The sequence below is a fragment of the Pseudomonas sp. SORGH_AS_0199 genome (assembly GCF_031453735.1).
Lineage (GTDB): Bacteria > Pseudomonadota > Gammaproteobacteria > Pseudomonadales > Pseudomonadaceae > Chryseomonas > Chryseomonas aestiva.
This window is the reverse complement of sequence record NZ_JAVJAE010000001.1, coordinates 4,762,441-4,777,551: the sequence shown is the minus strand read 5'-3', so window position 1 is coordinate 4,777,551 and position 15,111 is coordinate 4,762,441. Positions and strand designations below refer to the sequence as shown.

7 protein-coding genes and 1 pseudogene are annotated in these 15,111 nt (G+C 66.9%); 5 read left to right on the top strand and 3 right to left on the bottom strand.

The window, feature by feature from the left end; genetic code table 11:
- The first annotated feature begins 62 nt into the window (after positions 1-62).
- From QE444_RS22340 to prpF, 4 genes and pseudogenes are all read left to right on the top strand, one after another.
- Positions 63-2,396, top strand: coding sequence for a DNA polymerase II (locus tag QE444_RS22340; RefSeq protein WP_285389693.1), 2,334 nt, complete (start codon positions 63-65; stop codon positions 2,394-2,396).
- Between the two features lie 639 nt (positions 2,397-3,035).
- Positions 3,036-7,152, top strand: a pseudogene (locus QE444_RS22335) (CheR family methyltransferase).
- A 104-nt stretch (positions 7,153-7,256) separates the two neighbouring features.
- Positions 7,257-8,147, top strand: a complete 891-nt coding sequence (yghX, locus tag QE444_RS22330) for a YghX family hydrolase (RefSeq protein ID WP_133861411.1) — start codon at positions 7,257-7,259, stop codon at positions 8,145-8,147.
- Between the two features lie 21 nt (positions 8,148-8,168).
- Positions 8,169-9,320, top strand: coding sequence for a 2-methylaconitate cis-trans isomerase PrpF (gene prpF, locus QE444_RS22325; RefSeq protein ID WP_187980334.1), 1,152 nt, complete (start codon positions 8,169-8,171; stop codon positions 9,318-9,320).
- 272 nt (positions 9,321-9,592) lie between these two features.
- On the opposite strand, the gene QE444_RS22320 is transcribed toward prpF, so the two are convergent.
- Positions 9,593-12,934 carry a PAS domain S-box protein gene (locus tag QE444_RS22320; protein ID WP_280308834.1) on the bottom strand — a complete coding sequence of 1,114 codons (3,342 nt, stop codon included), beginning with the start codon at positions 12,932-12,934 and terminating at the stop codon, positions 9,593-9,595.
- Positions 12,935-13,178: 244 nt separating this feature from the next.
- Between QE444_RS22320 and QE444_RS22315 the strand changes: the two genes are divergently transcribed.
- Positions 13,179-13,562 (top strand): response regulator, encoded by a 384-nt coding sequence (locus tag QE444_RS22315; RefSeq protein WP_051226123.1) that lies wholly within the window; start codon positions 13,179-13,181, stop codon positions 13,560-13,562.
- Here the strand turns inward: QE444_RS22315 and QE444_RS22310 are convergent.
- Both QE444_RS22310 and QE444_RS22305 read right to left on the bottom strand, forming a co-directional pair.
- The gene (locus QE444_RS22310) at positions 13,559-13,951 is read right to left on the bottom strand and encodes a response regulator (RefSeq protein WP_187980332.1); all 393 of its coding nucleotides are present in this window, start codon (positions 13,949-13,951) and stop codon (positions 13,559-13,561) included. The genes QE444_RS22315 and QE444_RS22310 overlap by 4 nt on opposite strands.
- 83 nt (positions 13,952-14,034) lie before the next feature.
- Entirely contained in the window at positions 14,035-15,042 is a 1,008-nt protein-coding gene (locus QE444_RS22305; protein ID WP_285389687.1) for an NAD(P)-dependent alcohol dehydrogenase, read from the bottom strand.
- Positions 15,043-15,111: the final 69 nt, after the last annotated feature.

The window sequence follows — 15,111 nt, the reverse complement described above, 5'->3', positions numbered from 1 at the left end:
CGCCGGTATCGGCTGGCCTTGCGAGAATGGCCCCTTCATCCATGTCGAGGAGTGCCATTGCTTTGGCCGCCGTCCAGGGTTTCTTGCTGACACGCCTCTGGCGCGAGACTTCCACCGGGATGGAGCTGGTGTTCTGGTTCGCCACCGACAACGGTCCGCACCAGCTGCGAGTGCCGGGGCAGCAGGCGGTGGCCTTCGCCCCGGCCGCGCGACGGGCGGACATCGAGCGCCTGCTGCCGGCCGGGGTGGAGATCCGCGAGCTGGCGCTGCAGGACTTCCAGCGGCGCCCCGTCCTGGGGCTCTATGCGCCGCGCTATCGCACCCTGCGCGAACTGGAGCAGCGCCTCCCCGCCGCCGGCATCGAGGTCTACGAGACGGACATCGCCCCGGCGGATCGCTTTCTCATGGAACGCTTCATCACCGCGCCGGTGACGCTGCCCACCGCCGACGGCGCGCCCTTGCGGCCGGATCCCGACTATCGCCCCACGCTGCGGACCCTGTCGCTGGACATCGAGACCAGCGAGCGCGGCGAGCTCTACAGCATCGGCCTGCACGGCTGCGGCCAGCGCCAGGTGTACATGCTTGGCCCCCCCACCGGCGAAGACGCCGCGGTGGACTTCGATCTGGAATACGTCGCCGACCGCGCCACTCTGCTCGAACGCCTAAACGCCTGGATGGCGCGCCATGATCCTGACGTCATCATCGGCTGGAGCGTGCTGCAGTTCGACATCCGCGTGCTCCACGAGCACGCGCGCAAGCTGGGTGTGCCGCTGCACCTGGGCCGGGGCGCCGCCGAGGACGATCGCTACGAACCCGGCGGCCAGGGCCGTCCCTTCCACGCCCTGCTGGCCGGACGGCCGATCATCGACGGGGTGGAGGCGCTCAAGTCGGCGACCTGGGTGTTTCCCTCCTATAGCCTGGAGAATGTCAGCCGCAGCCTGCTGGGCGAGGGCAAGGCCATCGACAATCCCCACGACCGCATGGCCTCCATCAACCGCATGTTCGCCGGCGAGAAGAGCGCCCTGGCGCGCTACAACCTGGTGGATTGCGAACTGGTCACACGGATCTTCGCCAAGACCGGGCTGCTGCGCTTCCTGCTGGAGCGCGCCAGTGTCACCGGTCTGCCGCTGGAGCGTCATGGCGCCTCCATCGCCGCCTTCTACCACCTCTATCTGCCGCTGATGCACCGCCAGGGTTTCGTCGCGCCCAGTCTCGGCGCCCAGCCGCCCGAGGCCAGCCCCGGCGGCTTCGTCATGGATTCCCGGCCCGGGCTCTACGACTCGGTGCTGGTGCTGGACTACAAAAGCCTCTATCCCTCGCTGATCCGCACCTTTCTCATCGATCCGGTGGGCCTGGTGGAGGGCCTGGCGCTGCCCGAGGACGAGACGGTACCGGGCTTTCGCGGCGCGCGCTTCCATCGCACCCGGCACTGCCTGCCGGAGATGGTGGCGCGGGTCTGGGAGGGGCGCGACGCCGCCAAGCGCGCCGGCAACGCACCCCTGGCCCAGGCGCTGAAGATCATCATGAACAGCTTCTATGGCGTGCTGGGCACCCCGCACTGCCGCTTCTTCGATCACCGCCTGGCCTCGTCCATCACCCTGCGCGGCCACGCCGTGATGCACCAGACCCGCGAGCTGATCGAGGCGCGTGGTCATCGGGTGATCTATGGCGACACCGACTCCACCTTCGTCTGGCTCGGGGCTGCCCATGCCGAAGCCGAGGCCGAGCGCATCGGTCGCGACCTAGTGGCGGCGGTCAATGCCCACTGGCGCGCGCAGCTGCAGACCGAGCTGGGACTGGAAAGCCACCTGGAGCTGCAGTACGAGACCCACTTCAGCCGCTTTCTCATGCCCACCATCCGCGGCGCGGAGGAGGGCAGCAAGAAAAGATACGCCGGGCTGCGACCGGGTGCCGAGGGTCAGCCGGAACTGGTGTTCAAGGGCCTGGAGACGGTGCGCAGCGACTGGTCGCCGCTGGCCCAGCGCTTCCAGCGCGAGCTGTATCTGCGCATCTTCACCGGCGAGCCCCACGAGGACTATGTGCGTGACTTCGTCGCCCAGACCCGCGCCGGCGACTTCGACGACCTGCTGGTCTATCGCAAGCGCCTGCGCCGGCCGCTGGAGGAGTACCAGAGCAACCTCTCGCCGCAGGTCCGCGCGGCGCGGCTGCTGGAGGCGGAAAACGCCCGCCTGGGACGCCGCAGCCGCTTTCGCCGCGGCGGCTGGATCAGCTACCTGATCACCACCTCGGGCGCCGAACCAGTCGAACTGCCCCATGCGCCGCCGGACTACGATCACTATGTGCAGCGCCAGCTGGCCCCGGTGGCCGACGCCATCCTGCCCTTCGTCGGCGACCGCTTCGATCGGTTGCTGGATCGGCAGATGGGGTTGTTCTAGCGCGGTCTGGAGTGGGAGCGGTTTAGGGTGGATGACGGCCTGGCCTCATCCACGCGAGCTTCCCGGCGTGGCCAAGCGCTCAGCCTGGAACACCCTCACCCCAACCCTCTCCCGCAGGCGGGAGAGGGGGCGGCACGGTGCGGATGGCGGTTTCTCCGCAGGGTGGCGGGTCCAGGGTAGGGTGGATGACGGCAAGGCCTCATCCACGCGGGCTTCCCGGAGTGGCCAATCGCTCAGGCTGGAACATTCTCACCCCAACCCTCTCCCGCAGGCGGGAGAGGGGGCGGCACGGTGCGAATGGCGGGTTCGACGCAGGGTGGTGGGTCCAGGGTAGGGTGGATGACGGCAAGGCCTCGTCCACGCGGCTCGGCGGCGAGGACAAGCGCTGCGAATCCTCCATAAGACCGTCTCACCCAGGCTTTCCCGCGTTGCGCTCGCACTTGCCCTGCACGCGCCAGTCTCAGTTAGGCGGTGCGGCCGCCGGTCAGTCTCACTGCTGGATGATGCCCGCTCTCCCGGCCTGGGCTCGTTATACTCCGGCCGGCGACAGGTCTTTTCCGTGGGAAGGATAGGTGGCGTGCCAGGATCGGTGCGGACGCGGCGATCACGATTTCTTGTGGATGTGCAGACGGCGGATAGATGAGCGACCAGGCGGATGTGGCCCGACCCAACAACTCCAGGAACCTGACCCCCAGCGACCTGCCGTTTCCGGTGGTGGGGATTGGGGCCTCTGCCGGGGGTATCCAGGCGCTGCTGCATTTCTTCGAAGCCCTGCCGGCCGATTGCGGCATGGCCTTCGTGGTGGTGATGCACCTGTCGCGGGAGCACCAGAGTCATCTCGACGAGATCCTGCAGCGGGTGACCCGCTTGCCGGTGCAGCAGGTCACCCAGCCGGTGCCCATCCAGGCCGAGCACGTCTATGTGATCCCGCCCGGCTCCGATCTGACCATGAACGACGGTTACCTGCGACTGGCTCCGGCGGAGCGCCCCCAGGGCGATCATGTCGCCGTGGACCTGTTCTTTCGCGCCCTGGCCGACGTGCACAAGACCCATGCCGTCGCCATCGTCCTGTCGGGTAATGGTGCCGATGGCTCGGTGGGCCTGGGGCGCATCAAGGAGCAGGGCGGGGTGACCCTCGCCCAGGCGCCGGAAGATGCCGAATTCGATTCCATGCCCAAGAGCGCCATCACCGCCAGCGTGGTGGACTTCGTCCTGCCGGTGGTGGAGATGCCGCAAAAGCTGCTGGAGCTGGCCGCCACCCTCAGTACCCTGAGCCAGGGCGAGTTGCACCAGCTCGATCTCGAAGCCCGGATTCCAGGTCCGTCGAGCAAGGCCATGCAACTGGCGCTGCGCGACATCCTCACCCTGCTGCGCACCCGTACCGGACACAACTTCAAGCAATACAAGACCGCCACGGTATTGCGCCGGGTGGAGCGGCGCATGCAGGTGAACGCCATCGCCGACATGCCGGCCTATGCCGGTTTTCTCCATGATCATCCGGAAGAGACACCGGCGCTGCTCAAGGACATGCTCATCGGCGTGACCAATTTCTTCCGCGACCGCGAGGCCTTCGAGGCCCTGGAGCGCGACGTCATTCCGGAATTATTCGAGCACCTGCCGGCCGGGGAAGATCAGGAGCTGCGGGTGTGGAGCGCCGCCTGCTCCAGCGGTGAGGAGGCCTATTCGCTGGCCATGCTGCTGACCGAGCAGGCCGAGTTGCGCCAGTCGGACGCGCGCCTGCAGGTCTTTGCCACCGATCTCGACGAGCACGCCCTGGCGATGGCGCGCTATGGCGTCTATCCCGGTTCCATCGTTACCGACGTCGCCCCCGCCCGGCTGCGCCAGCACCTGCTCAGGGAGCAGAATCAGTACCGGGTGAAAAAGGAGCTGCGCGAGAAGGTGCTGTTCGCCCAGCACAACCTGCTCAGCGATCCGCCGTTTTCCCGGCTCGACCTCATCAGCTGCCGCAATCTGCTGATCTATCTGGATCGCGAGGTGCAGGCCGAGATCCTGCACACCTTCCATTTCGCCCTCAAGCCGGGTGGCTACCTGTTTCTCGGCAGTTCCGAGTCGGCCGATGTGCAGAGCAGCCTGTTCGCCACGGTCGACAAGAAGAACCCGCATCTATCGGGCCAAGCACACGACCAGCGTGGTGCGTCCCACGCCGCTGCTCAATCTCAATCCGGGTGTGCACAGCGTGCGCCTGCCACCGCACCAGGTCGGTCGGCGCAACAAGGTGTCCTTTGCCGAGGTGCATCAGCGGGTGCTGGAGCAATATGCCCCGCCAAGCATCATCGTTGATCGCGAATCCAACATCGTGCACCTCTCCGAGCGGGCCGGGCGCTTCCTGAGGTACGTCGGCGGCGAGCCCAGCTACAGCCTGCCGGCGCTGGTGCTGGAGGAGTTGCGCCTGGAGCTGCGTACCGCCCTGTTTCAGGCGCTGCAGAGCAACAAGAGCGTTGAGGCGCGACGCGTGCATATCCAGCGCGACGACCGCAGCTACTACATCAACATGGTGGTGCGGCCGTTCCGCGACAGCGACACCAACACCGACTACCTGCTGGTGCTCTTCGATGAAGTCGAAGATGTCATGAGCGCCGATTCCGTCAGCGATCACGTCGAAGCCAAGGACAGCGTACTCACCCAGCTGGAAGCCGAGTTGCAGCGCACCAAGGAGCAGCTGCAGCTGACCATCGAGCAGTCCGAGACCTCCACCGAGGAGCTCAAGGCCTCCAACGAAGAGCTGCAGGCGATCAACGAGGAATTGCGCTCGGCCACCGAGGAGCTGGAGACCAGCAAGGAAGAGTTGCAGTCGATCAACGAAGAGCTGATCACCGTCAACTACGAGCTCAAGTCCAAGATCGAGGAAACCGGCAAGATCAACGACGATCTGCAGAACCTCATCACCTCCACCGACATCGCCACGGTGTTCGTCGACCGGGGCATGCGCATCAAGCGATTCACGCCGCGCGCCGCCAGCATCTTCAACATCATCGTCAGCGATACCGGCCGCTCGCTGCTCGACATCACCCATCGCCTGGACTATCCGGAGCTGGCCACCGATGCCAATCAGGTCTTCGAGTCCCTCGGCCAGATCGAGCGGGAGGTTCGCAGCCACGATGACCGCTGGTACCTGGCCCGGTTGCTGCCCTACCGTACCGCGGAGGACCGCATCGAAGGTGCGGTGCTGACCTTCATCGACATCACCGAGCGGCGCAAGGCCCAGGATCGTGCCCGCGATGGCGAGGAAAACATGCGCCTCATGGCGCAGAACATCCATGACTATGCCATCGTCACCCTGGATGCCGGCGGCATCATCAACAGCTGGAACGGGGGCGCCACCCGGCTGTTCGGCTATAGCGAACGCGAGGCGCTGGGGCAGCCCATGGGCCTGATCTTCACGCCGGAAGACCTGGCCGCCCAGGTTCCGGAAGCGGAGCTGCGCCAGGCCGACGAGCAGGGCGCCGCTCAGGATGAACGCTGGCTCAGGCGCAAGGATGGCAGCCGCCTCTATTGCACCGGGGTACTCAGTCGCATGAGCAATGCCTCGGGCGGTCGCGGCTATGCCAAGATCGCCCGGGACGCCACCGCCGATCACGTCCGTGCCAGCGAGAATGCCAATCAGCAGGCACAGCAGCGCGCCCTGGTGCAGCTCAAGGACGAGTTCTTCGCGGTGATGTCCCACGAACTCAAGCACCCGCTCAATCTCATCCAGCTCAACAGCGAGCTGCTGACCCGTTCGCCGGTGCTGCGCGACGTGCCCCTGGCGCGGCGTGCCACCGAGGCCATCCAGCGCGCCGTGCGCAGCCAGGCGCAGATCATCGACGACCTGCTCGACCTGTCGCGTATCCGTACCGGCAAGCTCAAGCTGGAGCGCCAGAGCCTGGATCTGGTGCAGCAGCTGCGCGAGATCGTCGAGGTGATCCGGCCGCTGGCGGGTGAGGTCGAGGTCAGCAGCCTGCAGCTACCGAAAGCGCCGCTGTTTGTGCAGGCGGACGCGACCCGTGTCGGCCAGATCGTCTGGAATCTGCTCAACAATGCCGTCAAGTTCACCCCGGCCGGTGGGCGGGTGGAGATCGCCCTGGGGATCGAAGGCGTTGAAGCCCGGCTGGACGTCACCGATACCGGCCAGGGTATAGAGCCGGACTTCCTGCCGCGGGTGTTCGAGATGTTCGGCCAGGCGGAAATGAAGTACACCGCCCGCGCCCAGCACGGCCTGGGGATCGGCCTGGCACTGGTCAAACAACTGGTGGAAGCCCACGGCGGGCGCATCGAAGCCCATTCCGCCGGACTCGACCAGGGCGCGCGCTTCAGCGTCTGGCTGCCCCTGTGCGAGGACGAGCGGCGGCTTGCGCCGGAGGCGCGCGCGGATGACCAATCCATCGCCGGATTGCGGGTCCTGCTGGTGGACGACTCTCCCGACATCGTCGAGACCCTGCAGCTGCTGCTGGAGGAGGAGGGCGTGCGGGTCACTACCGCCACCGATTCCCGGCAGGGCCTGCTGCTGGCCCAGACGCAGGATTTCGACATCATCCTTTCCGACATCGGCATGCCGGAGATGGACGGCCACGAATTCCTGCGCCAGGTGCGGGCGGGCGATCGCAACGTCGGCACCCCAGCGGTGGCGCTGTCCGGCTATGGCACCCGGCTGGACGTCGACAAGGCGCGGGCGGCGGGCTTCAACCGGCATCTGAACAAGCCGGTCAGCTTCGAGGCGCTGATCGCCGTGCTGCACGCATTGCAGGTCTCCAGCTAAGACGGGCAGTGGCATAGTCAGATGATTCGCGGCACACTCGGGAGCCCCCAGGGCGCCTGGCCAATCGGGCCGGATGCCTTGTTTCCCGCCAGAGGAGCGCCGCGATGACCCGCCTCACCGCCAAGGATTTCTCGCCCGAACTGCTCGAACTCTACGACTTCTATGTGCACGGTCGCATCAGCCGTCGCGACTTCCTCGACCGTGCCGGCGCCTGCGCCGCGGTGCTGGGGCTGTCGGCCACCGGAGTGCTGGCGGCCCTGACGCCCAACTATGCCCTGGCCACCCAGGTCGAGTTCACCGATCCGGATATCGTCGCCGAATACGTCTACTATCCCTCGCCCAAGGGGCATGGTCGGGTCCGCGGTTATCTGGTGCGCCCGGCCAAGGCCAGCGGCAAGGTGCCAGCGGTGGTTGTGGTCCACGAGAATCGCGGCCTCAATCCCTATATCGAAGACGTCGCCCGACGCCTGGCCAAGGCCGGCTATCTGGCCCTGGCGCCGGACGGCCTCACCTCCATGGGCGGCTATCCCGGCAACGACGACAAGGGCCGCGAACTGCAGCAGCAGGTCGATCCCGAGAAACTGATGAACGACTTCTTCGCCGCCGTGGAAACCCTGATGGGCCACGAATTCAGCACCGGCAAGGTCGGCATCACCGGTTTCTGCTACGGCGGCGGGGTGGCCAATGCGGCCGCCGTGGCCTATCCCGAACTGGCTGCGGCCGTGCCCTTCTATGGTCGCCAGCCGCGCGCCGAGGAGGTGGCCGCGATCAAGGCGCCGCTGCTGATCCATTACGCCGAGAACGATCCGCGCATCAACGAGGGCGCTGCCGCCTACGAAGCGGCGCTCAAGGCGGCCGGCAAGACCTATGAGGTGCATCGCTATGCCGGCACCAACCATGGTTTCCACAACGATTCCACCCCGCGCTACGACGAAGCCGCCGCGCGCCTGGCCTGGGACCGTACCCTGGGCTGGTTCGGGCGCTATCTCGCCTAGGCACCCCGACGGAGACCTTAGATGCCGCAACTGCGTATTCCCGCCGTCTACATGCGCGGCGGTTCCAGCAAGGGCGTGTTCTTCCATGCCCGCGACCTGCCGCCGGCCGGTCCGGCGCGCGATGCGCTGCTGCTGCGGGTGATCGGCAGCCCCGATCCCTACGGCAAGCAGATCGACGGCATGGGCGGCGCCACCTCCAGCACCAGCAAGGTGGTGGTGATCGCGCCCTCCAGCCGCCCGGACTGTGACGTCGACTACCTGTTCGGCGCCCCGGCCATCGAGGCCCCGGTGATCGACTGGTCGGGCAACTGCGGCAATCTCAGCGCCGCCGTCGGGCCCTTCGCCATCAGCGAGGGGCTGGTCGAGGCGCCGCGCGAGGGCATGGCCAGGGTACGCATCTGGCAGGCCAATCTCGGCAAGCGCATCCTCGCCCATGTCCCCATGGCCAATGGCGAGGTGCAGGAAGAAGGCGATTTTCGCTTCGACGGCGTGGCCTTTCCGGCGGCCGAGGTGGTGCTCGATTTTCTCGACCCCACCGGTACCGATGGCAGCGTGCTGCCCACCGGGCGAGCCGTTGACGAACTCTATGTTCCGGAGCTGGGCCGACTGCCGGTGACCCTGCTCAATGCCGGCAATCCCACCATTTTCGTGCGGGCGGAGACCCTGGGTCTCAGCGGCACCGAGACCCAGGCGCAGATCAACGGCGATGCGGCGCTGCTGGCGCGCCTGGAAGCCCTGCGCGCTGCGGGCGCGGTCGCCATGGGCCTGGCCGCCACGGCTGCCCAGGCGACGGCGGAACGCCCGCATACGCCCAAGCTGTGCCTGGTCGCCGCGCCCCAGACCTACCGGGTGGCCGGGGGCAAGCAGGTGCAGGCCGAGGAACTCGATGTCATCGCGCGGATGATCTCCATGGGCAGTCTGCATCACGCCATCCCCGGTACCGGCGCGGTCGCCGTGGCGGTGGCCGCGGCGCTACCCGGGACCCTGGTTCATGCCCTGACCGGCGACCTGGGCGGTCGCCAGGTACGGATAGCGCACACCGCCGGCACCGTGGCGGTCGGCGCCCAGGCCCGCGAGGTCGCTGGTATCTGGCAGGTGGAAAAGGCCAGCATGAGCCGCAGCGCCCGCCGCCTGATGGAAGGCTGGGTGCGGGTACCGACGGAGATCCGGTAGGTTGGGTTGAGCGCGGCGAAGCCTCTGTGCTGGAGCGCCCTCACCCCAACCCTCTCCCGGAGGGAGAGGGGGCGATTAAGTCGGGTGCGGGGTTGTGGCTCGTGCACCTTGGCCGCGTCACGGTAGCGTGGAAAACCGCGCAGTGTTTTCCACTGGGCAAGCCTGCCTCCATTCGTGGAAGGCTGCACCCTTATCCACCCAGGGCATCCCAACCGCCCCCTCTCCCTCCGGGAGAGGGCTGGGGTGAGGGTGGACCCACTCAAAAGTGGCCCTCAGGTCCCTACGATCAGATCGCGAATGCGCACCGCCAGGGCGTCCATGGCGAAGGGCTTGGTCATCACGTGCATGCCGGGCTCCAGGTGGCCGTTGCCGACCACGGCGTTTTCGGCGTAGCCGGTGATGAACAGCACCTTGAGTCCGGGGCGGCGCTGGCGGGCGGCATCGGCCATCTGCCGGCCGTTCATCCCGCCAGGCAGGCCGACATCGCTGATCAGCAGGTCGATGCGCACATCGGATTCCAGCAGGCGCAGCCCGGAGCTGGCATCCGCCGCTTCCAGGGCGGCGTAGCCCAGTTCTTCCAGCACCTCCACCACCAGCATCCGCACCGTGGGTTCGTCATCCACCACCAGCACCGTTTCGCCGTGGCCCTGGCGCGGCAGGGTCGGCTGGCTGGCGGCGAGGTCAACGCCAGTGGCCACTTCGCGATGGCGCGGCAGGAAGAGGGTGACGCTGGTGCCCTGATCGACCTGGGAATGGATGCGTGCCTGGCCGCCGGACTGGCGCACGAAGCCGTAGATCATCGACAGGCCGAGCCCGGTGCCCACCCCGATCGGCTTGGTGGTGAAGAAGGGATCGAAGGCCTTGGCAATCACCTCGGGCGGCATGCCGCAGCCGTTGTCGGTCACCGAGAGGGCGATGTATTCGCCCGGGTCCAGGTCGCGGACCCGGCCCATGCGCGCATCCAGCGCCCGATTGGCGGTCTCGATGAAGATCCGGCCGCCCTCGGGCATGGCGTCGCGGGCGTTGATGCAGAGATTGAGCAGGGCGTTTTCCAGCTGCGGCGGATCGACCAGGGTCGACCACAGCTCGCTGCTGGCCACCACCTCGATCTGGATCGCCGGCCCCACCGTGCGGCGGATCAGGTCTTCCATGCCGGCCACCAGGCGATTGACGTCGGTGGGCTTGGGGTCCAGCGTCTGCCGGCGGGAAAAGGCCAGCAGCCGGTGGGTCAGGGCGGCGGCGCGAATGGCGGCGCCCTGGGCGGCGGTGGTGTAGCGCTCGAGATTGTTCAGCCGACCCTGGCCGATGCGCACCGTGAGCAGGTCCAGACTGCCGACGATACCGGCGAGCAGGTTGTTGAAGTCGTGGGCCAGGCCGCCGGTGAGTTGGCCGACCGCTTCCATCTTCTGCGACTGGCGCAACTGCTCTTCCAGCAGCGCCTGGGTTTCCGCGGCGTCCTTTTCCCGGGTGATGTCGCGCCCGGCGCCGGTGAGGCGATCCTGTTCGGTGTCCATCGACAGCGTCCAGGACAGCCAGCGCCAGCTGCCGTCCGCCGCCTGGACGCGATTCTCCACCCGCGCCGGCAGGCCGCTGCGGCGCAGTTCGTCCAGCGCCATCAGCACGCCGGGCAGATCATCGGGATGGATGAGTTCGGTGTAAGGGCGGCTGAGCAACTCGGCCTCGGAATAGCCCAGGCCGCGCGACCAGGACGGACTCACCCGCAGGAGCTGCCCGGTGAAGTCGGCGGTGAGCAGCAGGTCTTCGCTGAGCGCCCAGAGCCGGTCGCGCTCGGCGGTACGGGCCTGGACCTCCTGGCTGAGGCTGAGATTCTGCGCCTGGATCAGCGCCTGGGCGTCGCGCTGGATGGTGACGTCCTGGGCGAAGACATAGAAGCCGTCCACCGCACCGCGCGCATCGCGCCGTGGGCGGTAGTGGATGTCGGCGATGCGCCGGCGGCCATCCGGCCAGGCCCACGGCAGGTCCAGTCGCGCCGGGGTACCGTCCAGGGCGGCCTGGATGGCCGGACGCCGGGCGGCGAACAGTTCCGGCGCGAACACCTCGGCCATGCTGCGGCCCAGGATGCTCTGCGGCGCGTCCCTGAACCACTTGGGCGCCTCGATATTGGCGAAGCGATAGATCAGGTCGCGATCGACGAAGGCGATCAGGCAGGGCAGGGTGTCGGCCACCAGGCGCAGATTGAGTTCGCTGTCGCGCAAGGCACGTTCCGCGGTCAGTCGCGCCGTGGCCGAGCGGGTGCGATTGGCGACCTCGCGTATGAACTGCAGCTCGGCCGGCGTCCAGCGCCGCGGCTGACTGGAACAGACATAGAGCAGGGCCACCAGGTTGCCGTGCTCGAACAGCGGCAGGTTGACGAGGGCGCGGGTCTCCAGGCGTTGCAGGGCCGCGAGGTTGTCACGGGTACGAGGGTCTTGCTGCACGTCCTCGATCACCACGGTTTCGCCGCGCTTGAAGGCCTCGCTGTAGCTGCCGTAGTCGCGAAAATTCAGCGTGCCCATCAGGCTGCGGGCGCCCGGGATCGTCCAGTCGCGTTCCACGGTGATGGTCTCGGTCTCGGCGTCCACCAGACCGTAGCCCACCAGATGGGCATTCAGGATGGTGCCCAGGGCGGTGCAGGCGAGTTCGGTGACCGCCTCGATGTCGTTCAGCTGGCTGAAGCCTTCGCCCAACTCCGCCAGGGCGCGGCGATAGCGCTCTTCGTCACGGGTGGCCTGGGCGGCCTGCTCGCGCTCGGTGACATCCAGGAACAGCACCAGAAAGCTGTCCGGGCCAGCCTTGTGCGCATGGCCTTCGTACCAGCGGCCGTTGAACTGGAATTGCCGCACGTAACTGAACGACTGGCCGGTATCTACCACCCGGGTGAAATCCTCCACCCAGAGGTCTTCGAGTTCGGGAAACAGGGTGCGGGCGGTCTGGCCGATCGTCTGCTCCGCGCTCAGGCCGAAGTGGGTGCACCAGGCGCGGTTGACCTGGTCGTAGCGCCAGTCCCGGCCATGGCCCTGGTCATCACGCAGGATGGTGCCAAGGATGAAGCCCTCGTCCAGTTGCTCGAACAGGCCGCGCCAGTAGCGCTCGCTCTCCGCCAGTTGCCGCTGTACCTCGCCGACGTGGCGCTGGCTGTCACGCAGGGCCTCGCCGGCCAGATGCTGGGGGGTGCGGTCGCGCAGGATCTTGACGAAGCCGGTATGGCGGCCGGCGTCGTCGTGCAGCGGATGCATCTCGCCGCTGGCCCAGAAGCGGGTGCCGTCGCGTCGCAGGTGCCAGCGTTCGTCTTCGGCGCGACCGTCCTGCAGCGCCAGCCGCATTTCCAGCGCGGCCCGGCCGTTCCGGTTGTCTTCCGGGGTGAAGAAGCACTCTGCCGGGGCGCCGCGGATCTCCGTGGCGGTCCAGCCCAGCAGGCGCTCGGCGCCGGTGTTCCAGTCGGTGATGACCCCGGCCGGATCCAGTACGACCATGGCGAAATCAATGGCGCCATCGAAGATCGCCAGGCGCCGCTGGGCGTCCTGGGGTGGCAGCGCGGTGCACTGGTCGAGCGCGGCGCGGAGGCGGCGGACTTCGGCCTGGAGTTCAGCGTAGGAGGGAGCGGATTCAGCCATGGGATCTTTCAAGCGCGTGGGCAGCGGAAGCGGACGCCAATGACGTCCAGCAAGAGCCTTAGAGTAAGAGAGTCGGGCGCCGGCTAGCGATCTGCCAGCACCTTTTTCCGACAGGCAGGGAATTAAGTAGCCGTTACGGCATCAGACAAGTGCCGGTACCAAGCGGCCAGCCGTCCATCCGAGGGTTGTGATCCAATTCGAGTAATTTCGGTCTATTTAGTCGTACTAATGAAGTAGCGTTGCCATGACCGATGTAGTTTCTTCCGCAGCCGTTACCACTGTGCTGGTGGTCGAGGACGATCCTGTACTGCGATCGCTGGCGACGGAGGTGTTCGAGATGGAGGGTTATGCCGTCCAGTCGTTCGACACCGCCGATGCCGCCTGGTGCTGGTTCGAAGCCGACCCGCTGCCGCCTGATCTCCTCTTCACCGACGTGCGCATGCCCGGTCGACTGGATGGTCTCGCGCTGGCCAAACAGGTCCGCCAACGTTTTCCGCAGTTGCCGATACTGGTGTCGTCCGGCTATACCGGACAGCAGTACGCCGAACGCGAAGACCGGGCGCTGTTCCTGCCCAAGCCCTGGACCATCGACCAGTTGCTGAAGGCCTGCGGCCAGCTGGGCGTCTAACCGCCCGCCTGACGCGCGCGTGCGAGGCGTACCGCCGAATCCACCTCATCGAGCGTCCAGGGCTTCTGCAGGAAGATCACCTGCGGGGGCAGCGCCGTGGTGATCTCGTAGCCATAGCCCGAGGTGATGACCATGGGCAGCGCGGGCCAGCGCTGGAGCAGCATTTCGGCCAATTCACCGCCGCGCAGCTGGCCGGGCATCAGGTGATCGGTGATTACCAGCCCGGGAGCCTGCTGCTGCTGGAGCAGATGCACTAGGGCATCGTCGGCATTGTCGAACTGCCGACAGGTCCAGCAGAGGCGGTCTTCGAGATGGTTGCTCAGCAGCTCGGCGAGCAGGCTGTTGTCTTCGATGACGACGAGATAGGGAAGGGGATCTGGCGAGGTCATCGAGACTTCCGGAACGCGACGAGACGATTCCGGAAGTCTAGCAGAGCCTTGCCGGCGTCAGTCCGGCTTTTGTCTGACCATTGTTAGAACTCCAGGACGATCTTGCCGAAGTGGCTGCCGTCCTTCTGGAAGGCGAAGGCCGCGGCAATTTCGTCTAGCGGAAAACTGCGATCGATGACCGGCTTAATGCCGTTGCCTTCCAGCGCCTTGATCATCTCCTGCTGCTGGCGACGGCTGCCGACGATCAGCCCCTGCAGCCGCTGATGGCGGCGCATCAGATTGGCCGTGGGGACTTGCCCCTCGACGCCGGTGAGCACCCCGATCAGCGCCAGGTGACCATGGATACGCGCGGCCTGGATCGACTGCGCCAGGGTCGCCGGGCCGCCCACTTCCACCACGATGTCGACGCCACGGCCGCCGGTGATGGCCTGCACCTTGGCACCCCATTCCGGTTCGTCGCGATAATTGATCAGGTGATCGGCGCCCAGGGCATAGGCGCGCTGCAGCTTCTCGTCCGAGGAGGAGGTGGCAATCACCGTGGCGCCCATGGCCTTGGCCATCTGCAGAGCGAAGATCGACACCCCGCCGGTCCCCATGACCAGCACGCTGTCGCCGGCCTTGAGTCCGCCATCCACCACCAGAGCGCGCCAGGCGGTGAGTCCGGCGGTGGTCAGGGTCGCCGCCTCGGCATGGCTGTAGCCCTTGGGCGCCAGGGTGAAGGCCGTGGCCGGGCGTACCACCACCTCGCAGGCGAAGCCGTCGACGCCATCGCCAGGGGTCGTGGAAAAGTCATCGATGGGCGGCTCGCCATCCAGCCAGTGGGGAAAGAAGGTCGAGACCACGTGATCGCCCACGGCGAACTCGCTGACCCCGGCGCCCACGGCCTCGACCACGCCGGCGCCATCGGACATGGGAATGCGCCCATCGGCGGTCGGCATTTTGCCCAGCACCACGCCCAGGTCATGGAAATTCAGCGAGCTGGCCTTGATCCGCACCCGGATCTCACCAGCCCCCGGCTGCCCGGGATCAGGCAGTTCGCAGGCTTCCAGCTGGTCCAGACCACCGGGTTTGCGTAGGCGTATGGCGTGCATGAGAGATCCTCCTGACTGTGGCGAGCAGGACGCTCGCAGGTCAGTAGAGGACCACGGCAGGGGGCGCAG